Source organism: Photobacterium sp. S4TG1 (genome assembly GCF_036040035.1).
Lineage (GTDB): Bacteria > Pseudomonadota > Gammaproteobacteria > Enterobacterales > Vibrionaceae > Photobacterium.
In genome coordinates, this window is record NZ_JAYXUH010000003.1 from 88,713 (window position 1) to 113,906 (window position 25,194).

Annotated in this window: 25 protein-coding genes and 1 riboswitch; of the genes, 14 read left to right on the forward strand and 11 right to left on the reverse strand. The window is 39.3% G+C overall.

Translation table 11 applies throughout. The annotated features are described in order from the left end of the window. Positions 1–34: 34 nt before the first annotated feature. A complete protein-coding gene (gene rnt, locus VXS03_RS06050) occupies positions 35–700 on the reverse strand; it encodes a ribonuclease T (RefSeq protein ID WP_327762584.1) in 666 nt (221 codons plus the stop codon). A gap of 201 nt (positions 701–901) precedes the next feature. On the opposite strand from rnt, the gene motY reads away from it, so the two are divergent. Together motY and VXS03_RS06060 are read left to right on the forward strand one after the other, a co-directional pair. Further along, positions 902–1,798, forward strand: coding sequence for a flagellar protein MotY (motY, locus tag VXS03_RS06055; RefSeq protein ID WP_442957425.1), 897 nt, complete (start codon positions 902–904; stop codon positions 1,796–1,798). 92 nt (positions 1,799–1,890) lie between these two features. Continuing rightward, on the forward strand, positions 1,891–2,358 hold the full coding sequence (locus VXS03_RS06060) for a hypothetical protein (RefSeq protein ID WP_327762585.1): 468 nt from the start codon (positions 1,891–1,893) through the stop codon (positions 2,356–2,358). A 78-nt stretch (positions 2,359–2,436) separates the two neighbouring features. On the opposite strand, the gene nth is transcribed toward VXS03_RS06060, so the two are convergent. The 7 genes from nth to rsxA form a co-directional block, all read right to left on the reverse strand. Then, positions 2,437–3,072, reverse strand: coding sequence for an endonuclease III (gene nth, locus VXS03_RS06065; protein WP_327762586.1), 636 nt, complete (start codon positions 3,070–3,072; stop codon positions 2,437–2,439). Positions 3,073–3,218: 146 nt separating this feature from the next. Continuing rightward, a complete protein-coding gene (locus VXS03_RS06070) occupies positions 3,219–3,923 on the reverse strand; it encodes an electron transport complex subunit E (RefSeq protein WP_327762587.1) in 705 nt (234 codons plus the stop codon). Between the two features lie 2 nt (positions 3,924–3,925). Continuing rightward, the gene (rsxG, locus tag VXS03_RS06075) at positions 3,926–4,558 is read right to left on the reverse strand and encodes an electron transport complex subunit RsxG (RefSeq protein WP_327762588.1); all 633 of its coding nucleotides are present in this window, start codon (positions 4,556–4,558) and stop codon (positions 3,926–3,928) included. Positions 4,559–4,572: 14 nt separating this feature from the next. Then, positions 4,573–5,619, reverse strand: a complete 1,047-nt coding sequence (gene rsxD, locus VXS03_RS06080; protein ID WP_327762589.1) for an electron transport complex subunit RsxD — start codon at positions 5,617–5,619, stop codon at positions 4,573–4,575. 2 nt (positions 5,620–5,621) lie between these two features. Next, positions 5,622–8,384 carry an electron transport complex subunit RsxC gene (gene rsxC / locus VXS03_RS06085; RefSeq protein ID WP_327762590.1) on the reverse strand — a complete coding sequence of 921 codons (2,763 nt, stop codon included), beginning with the start codon at positions 8,382–8,384 and terminating at the stop codon, positions 5,622–5,624. A gap of 2 nt (positions 8,385–8,386) precedes the next feature. Beyond that, positions 8,387–8,971 carry an electron transport complex subunit RsxB gene (gene rsxB / locus VXS03_RS06090; protein WP_327762591.1) on the reverse strand — a complete coding sequence of 195 codons (585 nt, stop codon included), beginning with the start codon at positions 8,969–8,971 and terminating at the stop codon, positions 8,387–8,389. Further along, a complete protein-coding gene (gene rsxA / locus VXS03_RS06095) occupies positions 8,971–9,552 on the reverse strand; it encodes an electron transport complex subunit RsxA (RefSeq protein WP_080157923.1) in 582 nt (193 codons plus the stop codon). Before rsxA ends, rsxB begins: the two co-directional genes overlap by 1 nt. A gap of 407 nt (positions 9,553–9,959) precedes the next feature. On the opposite strand from rsxA, the gene pepE reads away from it, so the two are divergent. The 4 genes from pepE (at position 9,960) to VXS03_RS06115 (ending at position 15,860) form a co-directional block, all read left to right on the forward strand. After that, positions 9,960–10,697 (forward strand): dipeptidase PepE, encoded by a 738-nt coding sequence (gene pepE / locus VXS03_RS06100; RefSeq protein WP_327762592.1) that lies wholly within the window; start codon positions 9,960–9,962, stop codon positions 10,695–10,697. A gap of 957 nt (positions 10,698–11,654) precedes the next feature. Next, positions 11,655–13,682 (forward strand): excinuclease ABC subunit UvrB, encoded by a 2,028-nt coding sequence (uvrB, locus tag VXS03_RS06105; protein WP_327762593.1) that lies wholly within the window; start codon positions 11,655–11,657, stop codon positions 13,680–13,682. 370 nt (positions 13,683–14,052) lie between these two features. After that, the gene (gene luxO, locus VXS03_RS06110; RefSeq protein ID WP_327762595.1) at positions 14,053–15,501 is read left to right on the forward strand and encodes a quorum-sensing sigma-54 dependent transcriptional regulator LuxO; all 1,449 of its coding nucleotides are present in this window, start codon (positions 14,053–14,055) and stop codon (positions 15,499–15,501) included. Beyond that, the gene (locus VXS03_RS06115) at positions 15,501–15,860 is read left to right on the forward strand and encodes an Hpt domain-containing protein (protein WP_327762597.1); all 360 of its coding nucleotides are present in this window, start codon (positions 15,501–15,503) and stop codon (positions 15,858–15,860) included. Before luxO ends, VXS03_RS06115 begins: the two co-directional genes overlap by 1 nt. Here VXS03_RS06115 and yvcK read toward each other — a convergent pair. The 3 genes from yvcK to VXS03_RS06130 form a co-directional block, all read right to left on the reverse strand. Further along, on the reverse strand, positions 15,822–16,718 hold the full coding sequence (yvcK, locus tag VXS03_RS06120; protein ID WP_327762598.1) for a uridine diphosphate-N-acetylglucosamine-binding protein YvcK: 897 nt from the start codon (positions 16,716–16,718) through the stop codon (positions 15,822–15,824). The two genes, VXS03_RS06115 and yvcK, sit on opposite strands and share 39 nt — an antisense overlap. A gap of 106 nt (positions 16,719–16,824) precedes the next feature. After that, positions 16,825–17,403 carry an LON peptidase substrate-binding domain-containing protein gene (locus VXS03_RS06125; protein ID WP_327762599.1) on the reverse strand — a complete coding sequence of 193 codons (579 nt, stop codon included), beginning with the start codon at positions 17,401–17,403 and terminating at the stop codon, positions 16,825–16,827. Positions 17,404–17,596: 193 nt separating this feature from the next. Next, positions 17,597–17,824, reverse strand: a complete 228-nt coding sequence (locus VXS03_RS06130; protein WP_327762600.1) for a hypothetical protein — start codon at positions 17,822–17,824, stop codon at positions 17,597–17,599. Positions 17,825–18,008: 184 nt separating this feature from the next. Further along, positions 18,009–18,182: riboswitch (molybdenum cofactor riboswitch) on the forward strand. Here VXS03_RS06130 and moaA point away from each other — a divergent pair. From moaA to oppC, 8 genes are all read left to right on the forward strand, one after another. Next, positions 18,171–19,160: a GTP 3',8-cyclase MoaA gene (gene moaA / locus VXS03_RS06135; protein WP_327762601.1), complete on the forward strand. Its 990-nt coding sequence runs from the start codon at positions 18,171–18,173 to the stop codon at positions 19,158–19,160. It overlaps the preceding riboswitch by 12 nt. A 91-nt stretch (positions 19,161–19,251) precedes the next feature. Next, entirely contained in the window at positions 19,252–19,731 is a 480-nt protein-coding gene (moaC, locus tag VXS03_RS06140) for a cyclic pyranopterin monophosphate synthase MoaC (protein WP_327762602.1), read from the forward strand. Next, the gene (gene moaD, locus VXS03_RS06145; protein ID WP_327762604.1) at positions 19,728–19,973 is read left to right on the forward strand and encodes a molybdopterin synthase sulfur carrier subunit; all 246 of its coding nucleotides are present in this window, start codon (positions 19,728–19,730) and stop codon (positions 19,971–19,973) included. Before moaC ends, moaD begins: the two co-directional genes overlap by 4 nt. 1 nt (position 19,974) lies before the next feature. Continuing rightward, on the forward strand, positions 19,975–20,415 hold the full coding sequence (gene moaE / locus VXS03_RS06150) for a molybdopterin synthase catalytic subunit MoaE (protein WP_327762606.1): 441 nt from the start codon (positions 19,975–19,977) through the stop codon (positions 20,413–20,415). Positions 20,416–20,945: 530 nt separating this feature from the next. Continuing rightward, the gene (locus VXS03_RS06155; RefSeq protein ID WP_327762608.1) at positions 20,946–21,107 is read left to right on the forward strand and encodes a hypothetical protein; all 162 of its coding nucleotides are present in this window, start codon (positions 20,946–20,948) and stop codon (positions 21,105–21,107) included. A 468-nt stretch (positions 21,108–21,575) separates the two neighbouring features. After that, entirely contained in the window at positions 21,576–23,207 is a 1,632-nt protein-coding gene (locus VXS03_RS06160) for an ABC transporter substrate-binding protein (RefSeq protein WP_327762610.1), read from the forward strand. Positions 23,208–23,283: 76 nt separating this feature from the next. Continuing rightward, positions 23,284–24,204 (forward strand): oligopeptide ABC transporter permease OppB, encoded by a 921-nt coding sequence (oppB, locus tag VXS03_RS06165; protein WP_327762611.1) that lies wholly within the window; start codon positions 23,284–23,286, stop codon positions 24,202–24,204. A gap of 16 nt (positions 24,205–24,220) precedes the next feature. Beyond that, positions 24,221–25,132 (forward strand): oligopeptide ABC transporter permease OppC, encoded by a 912-nt coding sequence (gene oppC, locus VXS03_RS06170; protein WP_327762797.1) that lies wholly within the window; start codon positions 24,221–24,223, stop codon positions 25,130–25,132. Positions 25,133–25,194 lie beyond the last annotated feature (62 nt).

The window sequence follows — 25,194 nt, forward strand, 5'->3', positions numbered from 1 at the left end:
TGGGCTTAATAACGAGCAGGAGAATGAGATGTAATTATTCTTCTACAGGTGGCTCTTCTGCGGGGGTGCACAGTGGCCAACCACCTAATTGTTTCCATTTATTGACTATTTTACAAAATAATTCAGCAGTACGTTCAGTATCATATAGTGCTGAATGTGCTTCACGGTTATCAAATGGAATTTCTGCGGTTTGGCATGCTTTTGCCAGTACCGTTTGTCCGTATGCTAATCCACTTAATGCGGCAGTATCAAAAGTCGCAAAAGGATGGAATGGATTACGCTTTAGTTTTGCGCGCTCAGATGCCGCCATCACAAAACTGTGATCAAACGTCGCGTTATGTGCCACCATGATAGCGCGCGTACAATCGGTTTGTTTTTGTTCTTTTCTGATTTGTTTATAAATTTCTTTTAGTGCTACTTCTTCTGACACAGCACCACGTAATGGGCTAAATGGGTCGCGAATACCATTAAATTCTAATGCCTCTTTGTGTAAAATCGCGCCTTCAAAAGGAGCTACATGGAAGTGAAGGGTTGTTGCTGGTTTTAGCCAACCATCTTCATCCATTTGTAGAGTGACAGCACAAATTTCTAATAAGGCATCAGTTTTTGAATTAAAACCTGCAGTTTCAACGTCAATGACGACAGGAAAGTAGCCGCGAAAGCGACTTTTTAGGGTATTAAATTGGTTATCTTGGCTCATAGCACTGCTGTCAAAATAATAGAATCAGGTATTATGGCAGATTAATAGCTTAATTTCATTGCTGTTTGTTATGGTTCTCAAATTGAATGCTTTGATACTTCTATACAGTAAGACAAGGCTAAAGCTCACATCATCAGTGCCGATACAGAAGCATACTGTTGTCATTGTCGTTGTATTTTCTTCTTCTAATTTGGTTATAAAATGAATTTAATTGAATTATTAACACCTTGGCTACGAATTGGGCTAATTTTAAGTGGCTTTTTCTTAACGTCAGCAGCCATGGCTAAAAATTATTTAGCTTTACCGAACCAATCACAATGGCAAGTGATAGTTGATACACCTTTAGAGTGTCGTTTGAAGCACGATATTCCGGGTTACGGAAGTGCGCAGTTTTCAGCACGATCGAGTAAGCAAATGAACCTTCACTTTGAATTAAAGATGAATCGTCAATTGGGAGCTACCCGTAATGTTAAGCTAACCTCAATGCCACCATCATGGATGCCGGGCGATGCAGCTTATGCAATGACAAATTTAAAATTTTTTAAACAGTTTGATGGATATATTGGTGGTAATACCGCATGGCAAATGCTGGCTGAATTAGAAGATGGGCGAAATCCAACTTTTAGTTATAAAACATGGCCAGTACAGCAGCAACGACAACTAGAAGTTGGTTTGTCGGCAGTTAATTTTAATAAATCATATCAAGATTTTAGTCAGTGTTTGAGTAACTTAATGCCCTTTAGTTTTGATGATATTGCCTTTACGATTCTACATTATACAAGCAATAGTGATGAGCTAGATAATATGTCGCAAAAACGATTGGCACAAATTGCTGATTATGTTCGTTATTCTGATGATATCGATTTAGTGCTGGTGGCCGCTTATAGTGACTCCGCTCTTGGTACAGTTGAAGGGCAACGGTTATCTGAACAGCGTGCTGCAAAAATTGAAAGTTACTTTAAAGGGTTAGGTTTACCTGAAAACCGAATTCAAGTAGATGCGTATGGAAAAAGGCGTCCAATTGCTGATAATTCCACACCTGTCGGTCGTAATCAAAACCGTCGAGTGGTGATCTCATTAGGTAGAAGTGAAGCATAAAACGCCCTTGTGCAATGTTAATCTAGCGTTGACATTGTCTCTTTGAATATACTTTATGATAGTGGCGTTAATTATCATATAAGGACTTGGGTATGAAGAAGCGTCTACTCATTGGTATCGTGATTATTATTGCGGCCATTATTGGCATTAAAACATACACAACGAGCGTTGAAAAAACAGCGCCTGTGACGACTAAAGAAATAGCAACGCCTAAAGAAACAGAAAAAAAAGTTGTTAAGGCCAATTTAAAACCGGTTGCGGAAGCAATAAAAAATCAGCAATTATGTCAATCAGGTGCAGCCACGGAATTACAAGCGTTAGGTCATGAAGGGCCGCCGTTAGCGCGAAGCATGGCTTATATTGCACTAGCACAAGACAGTTATCTTCAAGGTGACAAGCAAAAAGCGGAAGTAGAATTACAACAATCGTTAGATTCGAGTGATAAAAAAATGTCACCTCAGCAGCGTGATAAGTTATTTGATACGCTTGATAAAGGGGCGGCAGAGTTAGCGGCTAAACGTAAACTAAATGGCTTTACTAAAGACTGTCAACCATTGTAATTAAACAATGATGAACAACAAAAAAGGAGCATATTGATGCTCCTTTTTTATAGCGTTATGATATTTAAATATTGACTTTTAAATGTCGATTTTATCTTTGTACTCACATAAGTCTTCAATAATACAGCTACCACAACGGGGTTTACGTGCAATACATGTATAGCGGCCATGTAAAATAAGCCAGTGGTGGACATCGACTTTAAATGCTGCGGGAACGACTTTTAGTAGCTTTTCTTCTACTTGTTCAACATTTTTTCCGATAGCGAATTTGGTACGATTACAAACACGGAAAATATGGGTATCTACTGCAATCGTTGGCCAGCCAAATGCAGTATTAAGTACAACATTTGCTGTTTTACGACCAACACCGGGTAAGGCTTCTAATGCTTCACGGTTTTCTGGAATTTCACCGTTATGTTTATCAAGTAAAATACGGCAGGTTTTAATAACATTCTCAGCTTTAGAATTAAATAAGCCAATGGTTTTTATATATTGTTTTACGCCATCAACGCCAAGATCAAAAATAGCTTGAGGTGTATTAGCAATAGGATAAAGCTTGTCTGTTGCTTTATTAACACTAACATCTGTTGCTTGTGCTGATAGTAAAACTGAAATTAACAGCTCAAACGGTGTCGTCCAATGCAGCTCTGTTTGTGGGTGTGGGTTTTCAGCTTGTAATCGTTCTAATATTTGAACCCGTTTTTGATTATTCATAGTCTTTCCTGACGCAATATAATGTCAATATCACCATGATTAGGGTGAGCACCTATAGGGATAGTTGGCATATTTGAGCATATTCACAGCAAGAGTAAAACTGGCTCGAAAGCCAGTTTTAGTACCGAAAAGTTATAAAAACGGTATTACTTAACATCCGTAATACGCGCACGTTCCACTTTTGGTTGCTGCTGTTCTTGGGTTGGTTGTTTTTTTTCTTTAAATTTATCAATAATATTCTTTAATGCAATCATGAAACCGACACCAATAAACGCGCCTGGTGGTAACATGGCAAGTAAAAAACTACTGTCAAAATGAAATATTTGAATATGCAGCACTGATGCCCAATCACCTAATAAGCGATTAGCACCATCAAATAATGAACCTTTACTTAATATTTCACGCATTGCACCAAGTAAAAATAGTGCCGAGGTCATACCTAGGCCCATCCATAAACCATCTAGTACTGCAGGTAATGGCTGATTTTTAGAAGCAAAGGCTTCCGCTCGACCGATAATGATACAGTTGGTGACGATCAACGGAATAAAAATACCGAGTGATTTGTATAAGCCATAGACATAGGCATTCATTAATAACTGCACACAGGTTACCAATGATGCAATGATCATTACAAAAACAGGGATTCGAATTTCTGATGGTACCCACTTACGAATAACGGAAATAGTGAAGTTAGACATCACCAAAACCATCGTTGTCGCAAGTCCTAATCCCAGAGCATTGGTTGCTGTTGATGATACCGCCAATAATGGACATAACCCTAATAACTGCACGACAGTTGGGTTGTTGTACCATAAGCCATTTTTCATCAACTCTTTATAAGATGTTGTCATAATTATTCACTCGGACAGTCTAATGGCTGGCTTAGAATCTGCTGTTGATTATTTTGCCAGTACAACGAGATATTTTTTACAGCTTTAACTACGGCGCGTGGAGTAATGGTTGCACCTGTAAACTGATCAAATTCACCGCCATCTTTGCGGACATGGAATTTAGGATCATTAGCACCATTGACTCGCTTACCAGTGAAACTATAGATCCAATCACTGATTGTCGTTTCAATTTTATCACCTAGCCCCGGTGTTTCATGCTGCTCTAAAATACGAACGCCAGTGATCGTTCCTTTAGTATCAAGACCTACAATTAATTTGATGGCGCCACTGTAACCATCAGGAGCAATACCTTCAATTGCAATTCCTGTAGGCTTACCTGCTTGAGTTGCAATATAAGCCGGCATTGGTGTCTTTGTGCCGATGTAACGTAGATCTTTAATTAAGGTACAGTTCTTATAAAGTAAGTTGTCATGGCTCGCGACAGGAATAACTTGGTTTAGCGTATTTAATAACTGTTGTTGCTGTTGTTCAAAAATACGATCAGCAGTCAAATAGTGAGTCAGAGAAACTAATGCTGTCGACAATAAGGCAAAAACAGCCAGAATCAGACCATTTTTTTTCATGGATTTAAACATGGGCATACTCATTATTAGTGTCCATAAGTGCGTGGACGAGTGTAGTAATCGATGATTGGCACACATAAATTGGCGAGTAGTACTGCAAAGGCGACCCCGTCAGGGAATCCACCCCAAGTACGGATGAGATAGATCATTATGCCAATAAAAGCACCAAAGATCAGCCGACCTTTTACGGTTGTTGAGGCTGTTACTGGATCAGTGGCAATGAAGAAGGCACCAAGCATTGTTGCGCCAGAGAACATATGCAATAGCGGTGACGCCGCAACACTTGGATCAAGCACATGCATAACGCTACTAATAACCAGTAGCGAGGTTAACATTGCAACGGGAATATGCCATTGAATAATGCGTAGTTTAAGTAGCAGTAAACCACCTAATAAGAAGCCAATATTAACCCATTCCCAACCAATACCAGCTAGTGTGCCGTATACCGGTTTTTTCATTGCTTCTGCAATCGTCATTCCAGTTTTTAGGGATGTTTTTAGGGTATCTAATGGGGTTGCCATTGTGTAGCCATCAATAGACATTTTGAGTTGTTGAATACTGAAACCGTCAGGTGTGTAGCCGGTAAATATGGCGGATAAGCTATCCATAAATGTCACAGGGTTAGCACTTAAAGACGCCGGTGGTAACCATGTAGTCATTTGAACTGGAAATGAGATTAACAGTACAACGTAAGCAACCATTGCGGGATTAAATAGGTTTTGTCCCATGCCACCATAGAGGTGTTTAGCGACAACAATCGCAAAGAATACGCCAATAACGGTGATCCACCACGGTGCAAGTGGTGGAATAGAAATACCAATGAGTACCCCAGTTAGTAGCGCCGTATTATCACGAAGATAAGGTGCTAATGGGCGCTGACGTAATTTAAGGACAATGGCTTCAAATGCAAGTGCACAAAGAGAGGCAAAAACAATTTGGATCAGTGTTCCTAAACCAAAAAAGTAGCATTGAGCAATAACACCAAAAATTGCACATAAAATAACGGTTCGCATGATGACACTAGTGCTGCGACGGTTATGTGCATGGGGTGAGCTGGCAATATTAAAAGCCACGATTATTCTTCCTCAATGTTAGGTTGTACTTTAGTTGCTTGTTGGGCCGCTTTGCGGGCTTTTGCACGCGCAACAGCAGCGGCAACCGCAGCTTTTTTAGGATCGACCGCAGCGTCAGTGTTTACTTCGGCTGTAGGCTCTGTATTCACAAGCGCTGAAGTCTCGATGCTAGCTTGTGCTTGTTGCGCCGCTTTGCGGGCTTTTGCACGTGCAACGGCAGCAGCAATGGCTGCTTTTTTAGGATCGATCGCAGCGTCAGTGTCTACTTTGGTAACAGACTCAGTATCAATAGCAGTTGGTGCTTGTTGGGCCGCTTTACGGGCTTTTGCACGTGCAACGGCAGCAGCAACAGCTGCTTTTTTAGGGTCGATCGCAGCGTCAGTGTCTACTTTGGTAACAGACTCAGTATCAATAGCCGTTGGTGCTTGTTGGGCCATTTTGCGGGCTTTTGCACGTGCAACGGCAGCAGCAATGGCTGCTTTTTTAGGATCGAGCGCAGCGTCAGTGTCTACTTTGGTAACAGACTCAGTATCAATAGCTGTTGGTGCTTGTTGGGCCGCTTTACGGGCTTTTGCACGTGCAACGGCAGCAGCAACAGCTGCTTTTTTAGGATCGATCGCAGCGTCAGTGTCTACTTTGGTAACAGACTCTGCGGCAATGGGCTCAGCATCAATAGCCGTTGGTGCTTGTTGGGCCACTTTGCGGGCTTTTGCACGTGCAACGGCAGCAGCAATGGCTGCTTTTTTAGGATCGATCGCAGCGTCTACTTTGGTAACAGACTCAGTATCAATAGCAGTTGGTGCTTGTTGGGCTGCTTTACGGGCTTTTGCACGTGCAACGGCAGCAGCAACAGCTGCTTTTTTAGGATCGATCGCAGCGTCAGTGTCTACTTTGGTAACAGACTCAGTATCAATAGCCGTTGGTGCTTGTTGCGCAGCTTTGCGGGCTTTTGCACGCGCAACAGCGGCAGCAACTGCATCTTTCTTATCTGTATTTTGTGCTGGTGATTGATCTGAGTCGGCTTGCTGTTGTTGTATTAATTCGGCATGTTTGGCTGCTTTTTGCTCGCGAGCTTGAAGCTTACGTTGTTTTCGCAAGACGGCCATTTCACTGTTATCAGACTCAGCATTCGTTTCTGATACTGAAGCGGCTTGCTTGGCTTTTGCTTTAGCAATAGCGGCTGCAACCGCTGGTTTAATGACTGGTGTTGTTGTTTCTGTTGCCGCAGCTGCTTGTTTCGCTTTCACTCGCGCAATAGCGGCTGCAACAGCATCATCACCACCAGATGCCGCCATATTTTGACGACGATCTGTTGCTGCTTTAGCAAAACGGTTTTCACGTTCAGCTTTATCGCGTTCCATACGCTGCTGTTTGGCTTCAAAACGTTGACGTGCACGTTCTGCACTCATTTCATCTTGTTTGCGTTCCCAAATTTCAGCTTTGGCTTGGCGATAATACTGTACTAATGGAATTTCACTTGGGCAAACATAAGCACAAGCACCGCATTCAATACAGTCGCTTAAATTATATTCTTCACATTTGTCGTAGTTTTTGTCTTTTGCATACCATTGTAACTGTTGTGGTAATAATGACGATGGGCAAACATCAGCACAAGCAGAACAACGAATACAGGCCATTTCGTAAGTATGTAGCGGTAACTCTTTACGCTTAGGCGTTAAAATACAGTTGGTAATTTTGGTAATTGGCACATTGGCATGTGGCAATGTAAAGCCCATCAGCGAGCCACCAATGATGACGCGAGGGTGTTTCTTATCGGCTTGATAACCAAATTTTTCAAGCAGGTAAGCGATTGGTGTTCCTAATAAGGCAAACACATTACCGCGTTGTTTAAAGGCTCCACCGGTTAAGGTCACTACGCGTTCAATTAATGGCTCACCGTTAACAATAGCGCGCTTAATTGCAAAAGCAGTACCTACGTTCTGCATAATAACCCCGATTGAGGTTGAACGGGCTTGGCTAGGAACTTCACGACCAGTTAGTAGTTTAACGAGTTGCTTTGAACTACCTGATGGGTATTTGGTTGGAATAACGCGAATAATAATATTATCGTCTTCACTAACACAGGCTTCTAATGCTTTGATTGCTTCAGGTTTGTTATCTTCGATACCAATTAAAGTTAATTTTGGCGCAATGATATGGCGTAAAATACGTACGCCTTCGATAACTTCATCCGCATAATCTTGCATGAGACGGTCATCGGTAGTGATATAAGGTTCACATTCAGCAGCATTGATGATCAGAATATCAACATTACCTAAACCACCTTGCAGTTTACGTGCGGTTGGAAAACCGGCGCCGCCTAAACCTGCAATACCCGCAAGACGAATTGCTTCAATTAGTTCAGCCGGATCGCGATCTTGATAATCAGGGTATTGTGTTGCATGACACCAAGTATCTTGGTTATCCGTTGCAATTACGATACATAAATCAGTTAAGCCAGAAGGGTGGGCGGTTGTTCGTTGCTCAATTGCCGTGATAGTGCCTGAACTTGGGGCATGAATAGGCACACACATCGCAATATCACCTTGCGTGAGTGGTTGGCCTTTGAGAACGTGATCGCCAATATTGACGATAATATCACCGCGAGAACCAATGTGTTGTTTTAATGGCAACACTAATTCGTTAGGAATGCCCGCAGCTTTAATTGGCTGCGTATTTGATAAGGCTTTATTTTCCGCAGGGTGAATACCACCGTGGAAATCCCACAATTTACCTTGTTTAATTTGTTCAATAATCGATAGCATGACTATGGCTTAACCTTTTCTGCATTCGCTGTCGCAGCAATATTAACAACCGGTATTTGGTTGAGTTGCCATTTCCAGTTATCGGGTGTTTCTTTAACTGGGATCATTTCAATACAGTCTGTAGGACAAGGAGAAACACAAAGGTCACAGCCTGTACATTCGTCTTTTATTACGGTGTGCATTGATTTAGTGCCACCAACAATCGCATCTACGGGGCATGCTTGAATACATTTGGTACAACCAATACACATATCCTCATGAATAAAGGCGACTTTTTTAATACTATTAGTCACTTCATTTGAAGCCTGAGGCACTTCGACACCCATTAGATCGGCAAGTTTTTCAATAGTAGCTTGGCCACCAGGTGGACATTTGTTAATGATTTCGCCATTTGCTATCGCTTCAGCATAGGGACGACACCCGGGGAAACCACATTGACCACATTGTGTTTGCGGTAAAATAGCATCAATTTGTTCAACAATGGGATCAGCTTCAACTTTAAACCGCACTGAAGCAAAACCTAAAATAAGGCCAAATATTGCAGCTAATACAGCAATTACAATGGCAGCAATTAATATCCCGCTCATTACAATTTCACCAATCCAGTAAAGCCCATAAAGGCAAGAGACATAAGGCCTGCCGTGATCATTGCAATCGAAGCGCCTTTAAAGGGAGCGGGTACATCTGCTGCGGCAATACGTTCACGCATAGAAGCGAACAATACTAATACCAATGAGAAACCCACTGCTGCACCAAAGCCATAAATAACAGATTGAATGAAGTTATGGTGCTCATTGGTATTGAGTAAAGCGACACCCAATACAGCACAGTTGGTGGTGATCAATGGTAAGAATATACCTAATAATCGATACAACGTTGGACTGGTTTTATGCACAACCATTTCAGTAAATTGCACCACAACGGCAATCACAAGTATAAAACTAAGCGTGCGTAAGTATTGGATACCCAATGGTTCCAAGATGTAAGTTTCAACAAGATACGCACACACAGAAGCGAGCGTTAGCACAAATGTTGTTGCTAAGCCCATACCTATAGCGGTTTCTAGTTTCTTAGATACGCCCATAAATGGACATAAACCTAAGAATTTAACGAGTACAAAGTTGTTAACCAACACTGTCCCGATCAGGAGTAAAAGGTATTCAGTCATACCGACTTCATTATCATTGCAAGAGATCCCAACATTATCTGATTTTGTGAGCGCTATAACAACTCCTCCAGGGTAGGGTTTTATCTATTAATGACCCTAAATTTGAGTAGTTGCTTGAAATATAAGTTTTTAGTGCAATAAATTTCTTGTTTTTAGTTGATTGCTTGCGATTAATTGTTAATGAAATATATTGTTTTTGGTTTTTAATTGTGCTTGCACTGTTTTTAAATGGTAAATCTTTTGCTAACCATTATGAAAAAATAGCTGTTTTTTATGAGTGTTTTCGTAAATTGTGATTGTGACGGTTGTAAAATTAGCTAATTCTGCGTTTGATGTAACTGAGTTTAATATAAATAGTGTTCGTGATTACACGTATAACGAATAAACATAAGCGATAGGATGGAACAATGGATATTTTATTACTCAGTAATGGTAAAGTTGCTGGTAACACGCATGTAATGGAATTTGCTGCTGATGCAATTGTTGAGCAAGTAAAGCGTACCGGAGCGAAGCATTTTGTCGTGATCCCTTACGCTGTTATTCGTTCAAGTCATGATGATCGCGTGGCATTAGTTCAAGCGACATTTGATAAGCTAGGTTTAGATTGTGTTGCAACGGGTTTACACCGTGCTGAAGATCCCGTTACAGCTATCGAACAAGCTGACGGTATTATTGTTAGTGGTGGTAATACTTGGGTGCTCAATAAAACGTTACATGATTTAGGTCTAGTTGGCCCAATTCGTAAAGCAGTACTAAAAAAAGGAACGGCTTATATTGGTTGGAGTGCGGGGACTAACATTGGTTGTCCAACTATCCGTACCACTAACGATATGCCTATCGTAACAGGTGCCATTCTATCTTCGTTAAATTTTGTGCCTTTCCAAATTAATCCTCATTACTTAGAAGCTTCTGTTGAAGGTCACATGGGTGAGACTCGTGATGAGCGAATTCAAGAGTTCCTTGAGATAAATAAGCATGAGCCTGTTATTGGTATTCCTGAAGGAACATGGTTAGCGGTTACAGATAATAAGATTAGTTATCATGCAGCTAACGGTAAGCCGCTAAAATACTTTAGCTATGGTAATGAACCTGTTTATTATCAACCAGGTGATGATGTGCAGTTTTTGATGGATCTTAATTACTAACGTTATGGCGCTTAGTGTAAAGAGATCAACTAAGAAGCTAACCATTTAGGTTAGCTTTTTTTATAGAGTGCAAAAAAGACTTGATTTTTAAGAAGTGCCTAATCACTTGGCTTTTTAACGGTTGTCCACAATTTCTGTGGATAACTATATTGATGTTAGGCAGTTATTTTGATTGATGTTGATAAGAGATGGAATAAGAAGATTAATCGTAACAACAATGATTATAAGGAATAACCTAAAACAACAAGTATAAAAATATTATAAATAATGAAGAAATATAACAATTATTATTTAGCGAATTGCAATCTAGAATGTTTGGAAAAGCTGTGGATGATATGCAAAGTTGAAGTGTCAGTCGTTATTCTGTATTTTGCATTGTTATAGAATTGATGAAAAATAAAGCATTTATTTAGTAATAATGTCAATGATATCCGTAAGATATAAATAATATAAAATAATTAAACGTCTTCTAGAGTAAAAAGACATAAATTTTGATGAATAATTTCTTTGGTTATCATAACTGCTGGTTTTAATTATAATTATCAATTGGTTTGTTTTTTATTTATTATTTTGAGACATTAAGTATTTCTATATTGATTATTGTTTTCCATCTTTCTATTTAAACGTTAGAAAGAGGTGAAATACTTAATTCAACAATGACTATATGTGTAAATATCTGTTTTTGTTTTTAATTCAACATTTGTTGATTTGCTTCAGTAATAAAACGTAAAGCCCAAAGGGGGCCAAGCATTAACGGGCATGTTAATAGTGAGGTTGCGGCTTTTGCAGTTAAAATTGAGTTTGGTGTTCAAATTTTAATGAGTTGTGTTTTATTACTGAAGCTATTTTTCCTTTCTTTAGCTAGCATCGCAACGTCTGAACTTTACTAAACCAGTATTGACATTATTGGGGAGGTGCTCACAATGATACTCAGTATTATTATTACGGGTAGATGTAATGAGTAAGCTGTTCAGTCTTGTATCTGATTATTCACCTGCGGGCGATCAACCCACGGCCATTGCACAATTAATGGATGGGCTTGATTCTGGTCTTGCGCAGCAAACGTTACTCGGGGTTACTGGCTCTGGTAAAACCTTTACGATTGCCAATGTGATTGCGCAAGCTAATCGTCCGACGCTTATTATGGCACCTAATAAAACCTTAGCAGCTCAGCTATATGGTGAAATGAGGGATTTCTTTCCTGATAATGCCGTAGAGTATTTTGTTTCTTATTACGATTATTATCAGCCAGAGGCTTATGTACCTACCACGGATACATTTATTGAAAAAGATGCTTCTGTAAACGCCCATATTGAACAAATGCGGCTATCAGCCACTAAAGCATTAATGGAACGTCGCGATGTTATTATTATTGCCTCAGTATCGGCTATTTATGGTTTAGGTGATCCGGAATCATATTTAAAAATGATGTTGCATGTACGCCGTGGTGATGTGCTTAATCAACGTGACATTCTTCGCCGTTTAGCTGAACTTCAATATAAACGTAATGATGCCGTTTTTGAGCGTGGTACGTTTCGTGTGCGAGGGGAAGTGATTGATATTTTTCCAGCAGAATCAGAAAAAGAAGCGATTCGATTAGAATTATTTGATGATGAAGTGGAAATTATTTCATCATTTGATCCTCTGACGGGAGCAATCATTCAGCGTAATTTAGCGCGTACTACGATTTATCCCAAAACGCACTATGTAACCCCAAGAGAGAAAATATTAGAAGCCATCGAGGGGATTAAAGTTGAGTTAACTCAGCGTAAGCAACAATTGCTAGATAATAATAAATTGGTTGAAGAACAGCGTATTTCGCAGCGAACGCAATTTGATATCGAAATGATGAATGAACTCGGTTTTTGTTCGGGTATCGAAAACTATTCACGCTACCTGAGTGGTCGTGCAGAGGGTGAGCCGCCACCCACATTATTTGATTATCTTCCTGCGGATGGTTTATTAATTATTGATGAATCTCATGTGACGGTTTCTCAAATTGGCGCGATGTTCCGTGGTGATCGATCACGTAAAGAAAATCTCGTGGAATATGGATTCCGACTTCCTTCAGCCCTTGATAATCGACCAATGAAGTTTGAGGAGTTTGAATCTTTAGCCCCGCAAACTATATATGTTTCGGCCACACCTGGTGCTTATGAAATTGAAAAGTCAGGGGGTGATATTGCTGAACAAGTGGTACGTCCGACAGGGTTACTTGATCCTGAAATTGAGGTGAGACCTGTAGCAACACAAGTTGATGATTTATTGTCTGAAATTCGAATACGCTCTGCGAAACAAGAGCGAGTATTAGTGACGACATTAACCAAGCGGATGTCAGAAGATCTTACCGAATATTTAACGGAACACGGTGTAAAAGTACGTTATCTTCACTCTGATATTGATACCGTTGAACGGGTCGAAATTATTCGTGATTTGCGGTTAGGCAAATTTGATGTGCTAGTGGGGATTAACTTACTTCGAGAAGGACTTGATATTCCAGAAGTGTCATTGGTCGCTATTTTGGATGCCGATAAAGAGGGCTTTTTACGGTCAGAACGATCTTTAATTCAAACTATGGGACGTGCTGCGCGTAATATTGAAGGTAAGGCGATTTTATATGGTGATCGTATTACGGGGTCAATGGAACGGGCTATTAATGAGACCCAACGCCGCCGTGAAAAACAGGTTATATATAATTTAGAACATAATATTGTTCCTCAAAAGTTGAATAAGAAAATTGGTGATTTACTCGAACTTGGCGCACCGAGTGGACGGGCTAAGTCTCGAAATAAAGCGGCTGAATTACATAAAGTTGCGGAATCAAAAGGAACTTATTCGGTATTAACACCACAGCAATTAGAACTTGAAATTCAGCGTTTAGAAAAACAAATGTATGACTTTGCGCAAAACCTAGAGTTTGAGCAAGCAGCAGAAACACGAGATAAAATTCACCAATTAAGGCAGCAATTTATTGCTAATAGTTGATTAAGCATATTTACTAGAATGTGCAGGTAAAAAAAAAGCCAGCCGAGAAAAAGGTTCGGTTGGCTTCATTGTTAAGTGAAAGAATCCATAACAACGTCAGTTGGCTAGGTTGACCCCTAAGATAAGAGTCGTGTTTATAGTTGCATACCCCATGCCAACTTTTTTTATGCTGCATATAGGCTTTTTTTGTCCGTTTCTCTGCGTTAAGTGTCTTTATTTGTCATTTGTCTCACGCATAAAAAGAATGCTTTTTGCAAAATGCGAATCATTATGCAATTGAATCTGGCATAATATAAAAAAAGTAAATTAGGAGCCCACTTTCTGTTGTATTGATTACAATTAGATCAAGGAGTTCGTTTTTGGAGGAGCAATGGAAAGCATTACACGACAACGCCAAGTATTAATGGTTGAAGATACCGCGTCAGTGGCTGCCTTATATAAATCTTACTTAAATCCTCTCGGACTCAATGTAAGTATTGTGGGTACAGGTAAAGAAGCACTGCACTTCATCAAAGAAACCATTCCAGATTTAATTTTATTAGATCTTCGCTTACCTGATATGACTGGTATGGAAGTTTTGCAATTAGTTCGACAAGATCATGGCAGTATTCCCGTTGTTATAATGACTGCTCATGGATCAATTGACATTGCAGTTGATGCGATTCGGCAAGGTGCTCAAGACTTTCTCATTAAGCCTTGTGAGGCAGATCGGTTACGGATAACTGTAAATAATGTCTTTAAAGGTAATGCTAAGTCATCATCTGATAGCCCTTCTAAACAATCTGATGGCGCACAATATCAAGGCTTTATTGGTAATAGTTTACCCATGCAAGCGGTGTATCGTGTCATCGAATCTGCGGCGTCAAGTAAAGCAACGGTATTTATAACTGGTGAGAGCGGAACAGGTAAGGAAGTTTGTGCTGAAGCTATTCATGCCGCAAGTCCTCGCCATGATAAACCTTTTATTGCTTTAAACTGTGCCGCAATCCCTAAAGAACTGATTGAAAGTGAATTATTTGGTCATGTAAAAGGTGCCTTTACTGGTGCTTCAACTGAACGGCAAGGTGCTGTCGAGATGGCACACAATGGCACCTTAATGTTAGATGAGCTTTGTGAGATGGATTTGGATTTACAAAGCAAATTATTACGCTTTATTCAAACGGGAACGTATCAAAAAGTTGGATCATCTAAAACATGTCATGTTGATGTTCGTTTTGTTTGTGCAACCAATAGAAACCCTTGGCAAGAAGTACAAGAAGGCCGCTTTCGAGAGGACCTTTATTATCGACTACATGTAATTCCTATTACCTTACCACCATTACGTGATCGTGGTGATGATGTCATTGAAATCGCTCATGCATTATTAGGATTAATGTCATTAGAAGAAGGTAAAAACTTTAGCCGTTTTTCAATAGAAGTATTGCAGTTATTTGAATCTTATTCTTGGCCTGGTAACGTCCGTGAATTACAAAATATTATTCGTAATATTGTTGTGCTAAATACGGCTGAAGAAGTAACAAAAGAAATGGTTCCCCCACCAATAAATGCTATTTTTGGTGCGGAAATTGCATCTCCTATGTCAATATATCCACAATTAAATACGTTAACATCTACGGTGAATGAATCGTTGGTTGATGAAATCCAAAAAGATAAAATTGAGCCACTTTGGATAGTAGAAAAACGCGCTATTCAATGGGCGATTGACGCTTGTGACGGAAATATTCCTCGTGCTGCAGGATTATTGGAAGTGAGCCCATCAACAATTTATCGTAAATTACAAACTTGGCAAGAGACTGCGAGTAGTCGGGAGATTGATTAATGGCAATTAATATAAATGCAGAAACATTAAAAAAATTGGCTGATGAAGTTGGTGCTGACACAGTTGCTATCTTGCTAAATGTCTTTAGTGATGAGCTTGAGCAATATTGTCAAAAGCTATCAAGCCAACCATCAATAAATCAAATTGGTGATATTAGTCACGCAATTAAAAGCAGTGCTGCAAGTTTTGGTGCTGATGACTTAGCATTAATGGCACAAGAATGTGAGTACCGTGTTAGACAAGGCCAAGATGATTGGATGATTGACCATTTACCTCAATTTAGGCAAATGGTCGCAGGAATGGCGGTTGAGTATAAACAATTAGCGGGAAGCAATGAGTCTATCAACCGCATGTTTTAATTTATTACGATCATGACGCCATTCATGATTATTTGATGCTAAATCCAGCACCATCTGTTGATATTTAGGATCGAGTAGTGGTTGATGAACATCAGTGATGATAGTGTCAATTTTTCTTCCCGCCATGGCTCGCTCACACCAATGTAGCATCGTTTCAAGGCTCATCTCTCCTGCTGGGCCTTTTTCTTTATCTATATTAGTAATAAAAGCAATTTTAGCGGTGCTGACTTTCAGTGCCTGCTCAATATCTCGTAAGAGTAATACTGGCATAATACTGGTTAGAAAGCTGCCGGGGCCTAATAGAATAATATCTGCTTCCATAATGGCATTAACCGCTTCTTTTGTTGCTGGTACTGCTGGTTCAAGGTACAAGCGTTTGGGAATCTCCGCTAATTCATCAACACTGGTTTCACCATTAATAATTTTACCGTCATAAGTGATAGCGGCTAAATCAGAAGGGTGCTCAGACATTGGAATGATAAAAGGCTTAACTTTTAGCATGTCACGAATTAAATTAATCGCATCTAACGGACGAATACTAAGGTTATCTAATGCTGTTAGCATCAAGTTACCCAGATTATGTCCATTAAGTTCGCCATTACCACGGAATCGATATTCAAAAATCATTGAGCCAATAGACGGCTCGGTAATTAATTGATTAATACAATTACGCATATCACCCCACGCAATACCACCTTGGCATGCACGAATACGGCCAGTAGAGCCTCCGTTATCCGTTGTTGTGACGACGCCAGTGACTTGTGAGCCATAATCAGACAGTGACGATAAGACTCGACCTAGTCCATGACCGCCGCCAATGGCAACAATACGCGTTATTGCTGTACTCTTTGTAGACATAAAATTCGTTCTAATTATTATATTATGCGTATATTTTAACAAAGGATATGCGTTTGTGCATATGTTGGTTTATCTTGAGTTCGACATGGATCATAGTATGTGAAGATTAATGATGTGTTTGAATCATACTCATAAGGTAATCACAAGCATAGAGACAATCAGGACGATTGAGTAGGGTTTGTTTTTCTTGTGTTGGTACTGGAAGAATTTCAAGCCAACGTTGACATAACCAGCTTAGATTCTGGAATTCCTGTTGATGATGTAACTTATCCAGATCGGGATGTTTATTAAACATTAGCTGCAATCGAGTTGATAATAATTGTTGCTCAACGGTGAGTTCTCGTTGAGGCCAGCGTGGTAATTGTTGACAGTCTCCCCATATAATATCACTTTTACCTTGCTCTATTTTTGCTATTTTGAATAGATCATGACCATAAATATTTAATTTAATCAGTTGATTATTTGGTTCATGAGTAAAGTCTTCAACGGTAACTCGTGTTCCTATATGGCATAAACGTTGTTGTGATTTTTTATCACTAAACATACAAATACCGATGCCTGTTGCTGACGACAATATGATTTTTAGTGTTGGCGCATCAGTAATAGTCGATAAATAAAGCTGCATTCGTCCTGTTGGTAGGATATGACGTTTTTGAAATAATAGCGGTATATGTAGCGTTGCCATGATTACACCATGAGTGAGATGTCTTCTTTTATAGGCAAGCAAGTCTGATGCCGACGTTGTAAAAACAAGCATCAGTGAATTAACGTTTTGATTATAAAAATAAAAAAATCATCACGTGTTTGTTACAATACACAGCTGACTCGGTTTTGGTTTTATTGAGAAGCAAAATAAAAACCATTGTGCTAGTCGTGATTTATTTTGTTTGATCGATCCATGATTGAACACTGTCGGTCGGTAGTAACTCTAAATGGCCAAATTCATCAAAGTACCATCCTTTTATTAGACCTTTATTGCGCATTTCAATAAAATTACCTAATACTTGCTGTGCTGCTGCACGAGCAGAATCTGAATCAAGGCTTTCTTCTCGTTGCAGATAAAGTGCAATATCATCCAGTGTTGCTGATTCTATTATATTGAACATAAATCCTCCACAATTGACATGATTTTAGCGTTAAATACCTAACTAGTATTGTCGTGTTTCTGCTCGAAAGGTAGAATGTCAGCCTGTTTTTTTCAGTTATTTGTCAATTTTCGAAAAACTCTGATACTTTTAAATAAGAAATGCCGTTGTGTGACATTAATAGTTAATCAACGACTGATGTGCACAACTGCCATAACTCCGAGCTTTTTTCACTAAGTTGCTACGTGCTGTTTGATTGATCCATAGGGAAGCAATCAATAGTCAATAAGTGATTAACGCCAGTGACATAATGTCACCAGGGTTGGTTTAGAAATGAACTGGCCTCCCGTATTTGGAAAGGTGTTCCGTGGCTAAACAATTAGAAGATAGTTTTCATCGTAAATTTTATTATTTACGACTCTCGGTTACAGATGTATGTAACTTCAAATGTACCTATTGCTTACCAGATGGCTACCAGCCTAAGGATCAGAAGAAACCTTCTTTTTTGACGCTGGATGAAATTCATCGAGTGACAGCAGCTTTTGCTGATTGTGGTACGACTAAAGTACGTATCACTGGCGGTGAGCCGAGTTTACGTCGTGACTTTACCGACATTATTCGCACTGTTGCGAGTCAACCCGGTATTACAAAGGTGGCAACCACCACCAATGGCTATCGCATGGCAAAGCATGTTCATGAATGGCGTGAAGCGGGATTAACCCATATTAACGTGAGTGTTGATAGCTTAGATCCTAAGATGTTCTACCAAATTACCGGTGAAAATATGTTTCATCAGGTAATGGAAGGCATTGATGCCGCTTTTGATGCTGGTTTTGAACAGGTTAAAATTAATACGGTACTACTTAAAGATCTTAATTCTCAAGAACTACCAAAGTTTTTAGAGTGGATCAAAACTCGCCCAATTCAATTACGTTTTATCGAGTTGATGCAAACCGGTGAAATGGACAGTCTTTTTAGTAAACATCATGTTTCTGGTGTGAGTATTCGTAATCACCTTATTGCTAATGGGTGGTTATTAAAAGTAAAAGACAATAATGATGGCCCTGCACAAGTTTTTTATCACCCTGACTATATTGGTGAAATTGGCCTTATCATGCCGTATGAAAAGAATTTTTGTGAAAGCTGTAATCGTCTTCGTATCTCAGCTAAAGGTAAATTACACCTATGTCTCTTTGGTGAAGATGGTGTGGAATTACGCGATTTGTTAGCTGATGATAGTCAGCAACCACAACTTATTGAGCGTATTCAAGCCAGTTTAAACACAAAAGCGGTGAGTCATTTCCTTGATGAGGGGAAAACGGGCATGACACCAAATTTGGCGTCAATTGGCGGCTAGATAGCACGAAGAATGATTATAAATAATAAATAAGCAATCGGCATTATAGGCTTGATTGAGTTTACATTATTGCTTTTATTGGGAATATAGAATGAATCAGTTTACCCATATTAATGCTTCAGGCGAAGCTAACATGGTCGATGTTTCGGCAAAAGCTGAAACAGTACGAGAAGCGCGTGCAGAAGCGTTTGTACACATGGCACCTGAAACACTAGCATTGATAGTTTCAGGCCAGCATCATAAAGGTGATGTATTTGCAACAGCGCGTATTGCCGGCATTCAAGCGGCAAAGAAAACATGGGATTTAATTCCATTATGTCACCCATTATTACTGACGAAAGTTGAAGTCCAATTGCAAGCAATACCGACTGAAAATAAAGTTCGTATTGAGTCTTGTTGTAAACTTGCCGGTAAAACTGGTGTAGAAATGGAAGCATTAACGGCGGCATCTGTTGCGGCATTAACCATTTATGATATGTGTAAAGCTGTTCAAAAAGACATGGTTATTAGTCAGGTCCGTTTACTTGAAAAAACGGGCGGTAAATCGGGTCACTTTAAGGCAGAAGCATGATTAATGTATTGTTTTTCGCTCAAATTAAAGAGTTAGTTGGTGTTGATAAGATTGAAGTTGCTGCAGAATTTGCAACGGCAGATGATTTACGTCAAGCCTTGCTAAGTCGCGGTGATAAGTGGCAGTTAGCATTAGAGTCAGGCAAATTATTAGTTGCAGTTAATCAAACTATTTGTCGATTAGATACTGTTATTAAAGACGGTGATGAAGTTGCCTTTTTTCCTCCCGTTACAGGGGGTTAATATGATTTCAGTACAACATGATGATTTTTCTGTTGCCGAAGAATACGCGAAACTTGCTGAAGGTAATGAAGCGGGTGCTGTTGTTACGTTTATTGGTAAAGTACGTGATTTTAACCAAGGCGATGCGGTTACTGGGTTATCTCTAGAGCATTATCCTGGTATGACAGAAAAAGCACTGCAAGAAATTATTGTGCAAGCACGTAGTCGTTGGCCATTATTACAAACACGTGTGATTCACCGTGTGGGTGATCTTGATTTAGGTGATCAAATTGTTTTTGTTGGGGTTACAAGTGCTCACCGTGGTGCAGCATTTGAGGCTTGTGAATTCATTATGGATTACTTGAAAACCAAAGCGCCATTTTGGAAAAAAGAGCAAACACCATCAGAAAATCGTTGGGTTGATGCTCGAGAAACAGACAATTCAGCGGCTGATAGATGGTAGCTGTAATATTTTGATTTATATAAAAAAGGAGCTAATTGTAGCTCCTTTTTTTATAGGTAAGTGTTAACGATAAAGATTATTTTTTATTTTTATTCTTATCTCGATTTGCGGTGGTCGTTGGAACATAACTCGTACGAAAACGGGATGGACTTGGTCGTGAAATGCAGCCTGTAGGTCTCATAATTTTACTCTTATTCTCACTGTATGAAATGACAGAGGTATTACTAAGAAATTGACGTTAGAACAGGATATATTTCTTAGTGGTTAAATTGTAGCGAGCTTATTAGCTAAATTATAGGATCCTTACCAGCTTATGATATTGTTTATTAAAATAATCTATCTGTTACTTTTTTAAGATCTTTTTGTTATTAATAAGCGACGATTTGGTAAATGACGCGGTGAAGTTGTTATTTATGTGCCATATTTAAATGGTGGAAATGAAGGAAAACACTATTTAGCTGGTGTAAGGCCAAACAGTTGAAGAAGTAGTAACGGTCTACTAGCATCATTTAACAGCGGAGAGGTTAATAATGCATAAACGTATACCTTGTAAACGAATCAAGCAAATGATGGCTGATATTGGAATAAATGATAACAACCATGATAGTGAAGAGCAGCTATTACTCGAACAAAAAGAGCAGGCGGTAAGCCAAGATAAGCAGCTAATTGAATTAGATAGCGAAAGTAAGTAAGCATTATGCGTCATTATTATGGAAAGGCATTACTCAGGTAGTGCCTTTTTTTATGCTTCTTTTTGTATCTAGTTTGTAATGCTAGTGTTTATTTTATGCTCGGTAATGCTGGGTTTAAGTGGTTTTTTATTCTGATTCTGAATTGATGTACAAATTATAACCTTAAAAAAGGCCAAATGAGCCATTTTTACTAATATTAATAGCTTTAACCTTAATGATTATAGGTGTAATTAACTATAAATGTGAGATTGATCTAGTTAATGTTGGTGGTTGTTAACCAAATGTGCAGTATGAAATGTGTTTTATTTGTCTGTTTGTGGCAAATTAATATAACTCCTGTTAATGTTTTAGACAATTCTTCGGTTTGATAGTTGTTCTCTAGGATTGAGAATAACTATTTTGTCAGTAATCAATATGACCGGCTGAAAATGTCATGGACGTTATAAATTGATGTATTGGAGTTAATGCATGTATAAGAATAAAATTACTCAAGCTTTGTTACTTGGTGCTGGTCTCGCTGTTGCCCTTCCTTCTTTTTCAATTTTTGCAGCACAAGTTCCCGCTGATGTTAAATTAGCTAACACACAAGAGCTCGTTCGTGCCAATGGTACTGAACCTGAATCTCTTGACCCTCAAAAAGTATCAGGTGTCCCTGAATCAAATGTTATTCGTGATTTACTTGAAGGCTTAGTTAATCAAGATGCGGATGGCAATCTAGTGGCTGGCGTCGCAAAATCATGGCAGACAACGGATAATAAAACGTGGATTTTTGAACTACGTGACGATGCAAAATGGTCAAATGGTGATCCTGTTACTGCGGATGATTTTGTCTATACATGGCGTCGTCTCGCCGATCCTAAAACAGCATCACCTTATGCGTCATACCTTGATATGACTACCATGGCTAATGCGACAGATATTATTGCAGGTAAGAAATCACCAGCAACATTAGGTGTCGAAGCTGTTGATGCTCATACATTAAAAGTGACATTAGAAAAACCACTGTCCTATTTTGCCGCGATGTTGGTGCATACCTCAATGAAGCCTGTTAATAAAAAGGCGGTTGAAAAGTTTGGTGATCAATGGACTAAAGTAGGCAATTACGTTTCAAATGGTGCTTACCAGTTAGATCAGTGGGTTGTAAACGAGCGTATTGTATTAACCCGCAATACTAATTATTGGAATAATAAAGAGACGGTAATTAACCAAGTTACATTTTTACCGATTGAAAACCAAGTTGCTGCAATGAACCGTTTCCTTGCCGGTGAAGTAGATATGACTTACGAAATGCCCAATGAGCATTTCAAACGGTTAACTAAAGAGTATCCGCAAGATGTAAAAGTAACACCTTACTTATGTTCTTATTACTATGAGTTTAATACTGCACGTAAGCCATTTAATAATGGTGATGTACGTAAAGCTTTATCTTATGCTATTGATCGTGATGTGTTAGCGAAATTTATTGTTGGTAAAGGCGAAACACCTGCGTATAACTTCACGCCGTTAGCGACGAATGGCCTTGATGTTGATATGCCAGACTACGCTAAATTAAATCAAAAACAGCGTCTAGAAAAAGCAAAAGCATTATTAGCTGCAGCAGGTTATGACCAAAATAATCCACTGACATTTAAGGTGCTATATAACACCTCTGAGAACCACAAAAAAATTGCAGTTGCGATTGCATCAATGTGGAAAAAAGGCTTAGGTGTTGAAGCGCAACTTGAAAATCAAGAGTGGAAAAGTTATTTAGACAGTAAGCGTCAAGGTAACTTTGATGTTTCGCGAGCAGGTTGGTGTGGTGATTATAACGAAGCATCGACCTTCTTAGCGATTATGCGTACTGGTCACTCACAGAACTACCCTAAGTATGCCAGTGTTGATTATGACAAAGCGATTGATGATGCAATCCTTGCTCCAACAGCCGCTGAACGTGCTGCTGATTACAAGCGCGCAGAAGCAAGTTTAGCGCAAGATATGCCAATTATGCCTATTTATCACTACGTCAATGCGCGATTAGTGAACCCACAATTAGGCGGTTATCCAATGAAGAATGCAGAAGATAATATCTACTCTAAAGATCTGTATTTCATCGCTAAATAATTTTGTCATCATAATAATTAGCTGCCTTTGATAATAAAGGCAGCCCTCGCTTGCACAACTAATACGGTAGCTTTATATGATTAAATTCATTGCTAAAAGGATTTTTGAAGCGATACCGACACTGTTGGTATTGATCACTATCTCATTTTTTTTAATGCGCTTCGCTCCCGGTAACCCATTTACTTCAGATCGCCCTTTACCGCCGGAAGTTCTCGCTAATATCGAAGCAAAATATGGTCTAGATAAACCCGTATTTGAGCAATATACGACGTATTTAGGCAATATTGTTCAAGGGGATTTTGGCCCATCATTTAAATATAAAGATTTTACAGTTAACGAATTAGTGTCTAAAGCGTTACCTGTATCAGCAAAAATAGGTTGTTTTGCTTTTATTTTTGCGCTCGTAATGGGGGTTTCCGTTGGTACTCTCGCTGCGTTAAAACAGAATACGTGGCTTGATTATACCATTATGTCTACAGCGATGGCTGGGGTAGTGATGCCCTCCTTTATCCTCGCACCCGTTTTGATTTATATCTTTGCGATTAATTTACAATGGCTTCCTGCTGGTGGTTGGCAAGATGGATCGCTCAAGTTTGTTATTCTGCCAATGCTAGGAATGGCATTATTATATGTTGCGACATTTGCTCGTATTACGCGTGGCAGTATGATTGAGACATTAAACAGTAACTTTATTCGTACAGCACGAGCGAAGGGATTAAGTTACCGCCATATTATTTTAAAACACGCATTGCGACCTGCATTGTTACCTGTGGTGTCATACATGGGACCTGCTTTTGTCGGCATTATTACAGGTTCTGTTGTGATTGAAACAATTTTTGGTCTGCCAGGTATTGGTAAGTTGTTTGTTAATGCTGCCTTTAATCGTGATTACTCATTAGTGCTTGGTGTTACGATTTTGATTGGTTCGTTAACGATTATCTTCAATGCTATTGTCGATATTGTATTAGCGATGATTGATCCTAAAATTCGTTATTAAGAGGCTGATAATTATGATTTTAACAAAAAAAGATAATGTCGAGGCTCTTGAGAAATTCTCCGAAAACCTTGAAATAGAAGGCCGTAGTTTATGGCAAGATGCCCGTTCACGTTTCTTTCGTAATAAAGCGGCAATGGTCTCGCTAGTGATTTTAGGATTAATTACACTGGCGGTAATATTTGGCCCAATGATGAGCCAGTATGCATTTGATGATACTGATTGGTATGCGTTGCATGCCGCGCCATCATTAGGTGCTGAAGGACACTTTTTTGGAACTGACAGTCTGGGACGCGATCTTTATACACGTACCTTAATTGGTGGCCGTATTTCACTGATGGTGGGATTATTAGGTGCTTTAGTTGCAGTGATTATTGGTACGCTTTATGGTGCCGCATCAGGGTTTATTGGTGGAAAAACCGATCGAGTCATGATGCGTATATTGGAAATATTGTACTCCATTCCGTTTATGTTTTTTGTGATTGTATTAGTGACCTTTTTTGGTCGTAATATCATGCTGATCTTTATCGCCATTGGTGCTATTTCTTGGCTGGATATGGCACGTATTGTTCGTGGACAAACCTTGTCATTGCGGGGTAAAGAGTTCATAGAAGCGGCGCATGTTTGTGGTGTTAGTCGCTGGCGGATTATTACTCGTCATATTGTGCCAAACGTACTCGGTATTGTGGCTGTTTATTCAACATTATTAGTCCCAGCCATGATCTTAACTGAATCATTCCTAAGTTTCCTCGGATTAGGGGTGCAAGAACCGATGACGAGTTGGGGAGCATTATTAAATGAAGGCTCACAAACAATGGAAGTCGCTATTTGGCAGCTCTTATTCCCCGCGGGATTTATGGTAATCACCTTGTTCTGTTTTAACTATGTTGGTGATGGTTTACGTGACGCGTTAGATCCTAAAGATAGATAAAAATAGGTATCGCCAATATCATTTACTTGATAATAAATAATAACCAAAGTGAATGTACGGCG

Bases quoted from the DNA above. Each gene is read 5' to 3' on its own strand.
- VXS03_RS06060 (WP_327762585.1), top strand. From the start codon at position 1,891: ATGAAGAAGCGTCTACTCATTGGTATCGTGATTATTATTGCGGCCATT.
- VXS03_RS06125 (WP_327762599.1), bottom strand. From the start codon at position 17,403: ATGGCAACGCTACATATACCGCTATTATTTCAAAAACGTCATATCCTA.
- uvrB (WP_327762593.1), top strand. From the start codon at position 11,655: ATGAGTAAGCTGTTCAGTCTTGTATCTGATTATTCACCTGCGGGCGAT.
- moaD (WP_327762604.1), top strand. From the start codon at position 19,728: ATGATTAATGTATTGTTTTTCGCTCAAATTAAAGAGTTAGTTGGTGTT.
- rsxG (WP_327762588.1), bottom strand. From the start codon at position 4,558: ATGTTTAAATCCATGAAAAAAAATGGTCTGATTCTGGCTGTTTTTGCC.
- moaE (WP_327762606.1), top strand. From the start codon at position 19,975: ATGATTTCAGTACAACATGATGATTTTTCTGTTGCCGAAGAATACGCG.
- nth (WP_327762586.1), bottom strand. From the start codon at position 3,072: ATGAATAATCAAAAACGGGTTCAAATATTAGAACGATTACAAGCTGAA.
- rsxA (WP_080157923.1), bottom strand. From the start codon at position 9,552: ATGACTGAATACCTTTTACTCCTGATCGGGACAGTGTTGGTTAACAAC.
- moaC (WP_327762602.1), top strand. From the start codon at position 19,252: ATGAATCAGTTTACCCATATTAATGCTTCAGGCGAAGCTAACATGGTC.
- VXS03_RS06130 (WP_327762600.1), bottom strand. From the start codon at position 17,824: ATGTTCAATATAATAGAATCAGCAACACTGGATGATATTGCACTTTAT.
- pepE (WP_327762592.1), top strand. From the start codon at position 9,960: ATGGATATTTTATTACTCAGTAATGGTAAAGTTGCTGGTAACACGCAT.
- VXS03_RS06155 (WP_327762608.1), top strand. From the start codon at position 20,946: ATGCATAAACGTATACCTTGTAAACGAATCAAGCAAATGATGGCTGAT.
- rsxB (WP_327762591.1), bottom strand. From the start codon at position 8,971: ATGAGCGGGATATTAATTGCTGCCATTGTAATTGCTGTATTAGCTGCA.
- oppB (WP_327762611.1), top strand. From the start codon at position 23,284: ATGATTAAATTCATTGCTAAAAGGATTTTTGAAGCGATACCGACACTG.
- rnt (WP_327762584.1), bottom strand. From the start codon at position 700: ATGAGCCAAGATAACCAATTTAATACCCTAAAAAGTCGCTTTCGCGGC.
- motY (WP_442957425.1), top strand. From the start codon at position 902: ATGAATTTAATTGAATTATTAACACCTTGGCTACGAATTGGGCTAATT.
- VXS03_RS06115 (WP_327762597.1), top strand. From the start codon at position 15,501: ATGGCAATTAATATAAATGCAGAAACATTAAAAAAATTGGCTGATGAA.
- yvcK (WP_327762598.1), bottom strand. From the start codon at position 16,718: ATGTCTACAAAGAGTACAGCAATAACGCGTATTGTTGCCATTGGCGGC.
- luxO (WP_327762595.1), top strand. From the start codon at position 14,053: ATGGAAAGCATTACACGACAACGCCAAGTATTAATGGTTGAAGATACC.
- rsxC (WP_327762590.1), bottom strand. From the start codon at position 8,384: ATGCTATCGATTATTGAACAAATTAAACAAGGTAAATTGTGGGATTTC.
- VXS03_RS06160 (WP_327762610.1), top strand. From the start codon at position 21,576: ATGTATAAGAATAAAATTACTCAAGCTTTGTTACTTGGTGCTGGTCTC.
- VXS03_RS06070 (WP_327762587.1), bottom strand. From the start codon at position 3,923: ATGACAACATCTTATAAAGAGTTGATGAAAAATGGCTTATGGTACAAC.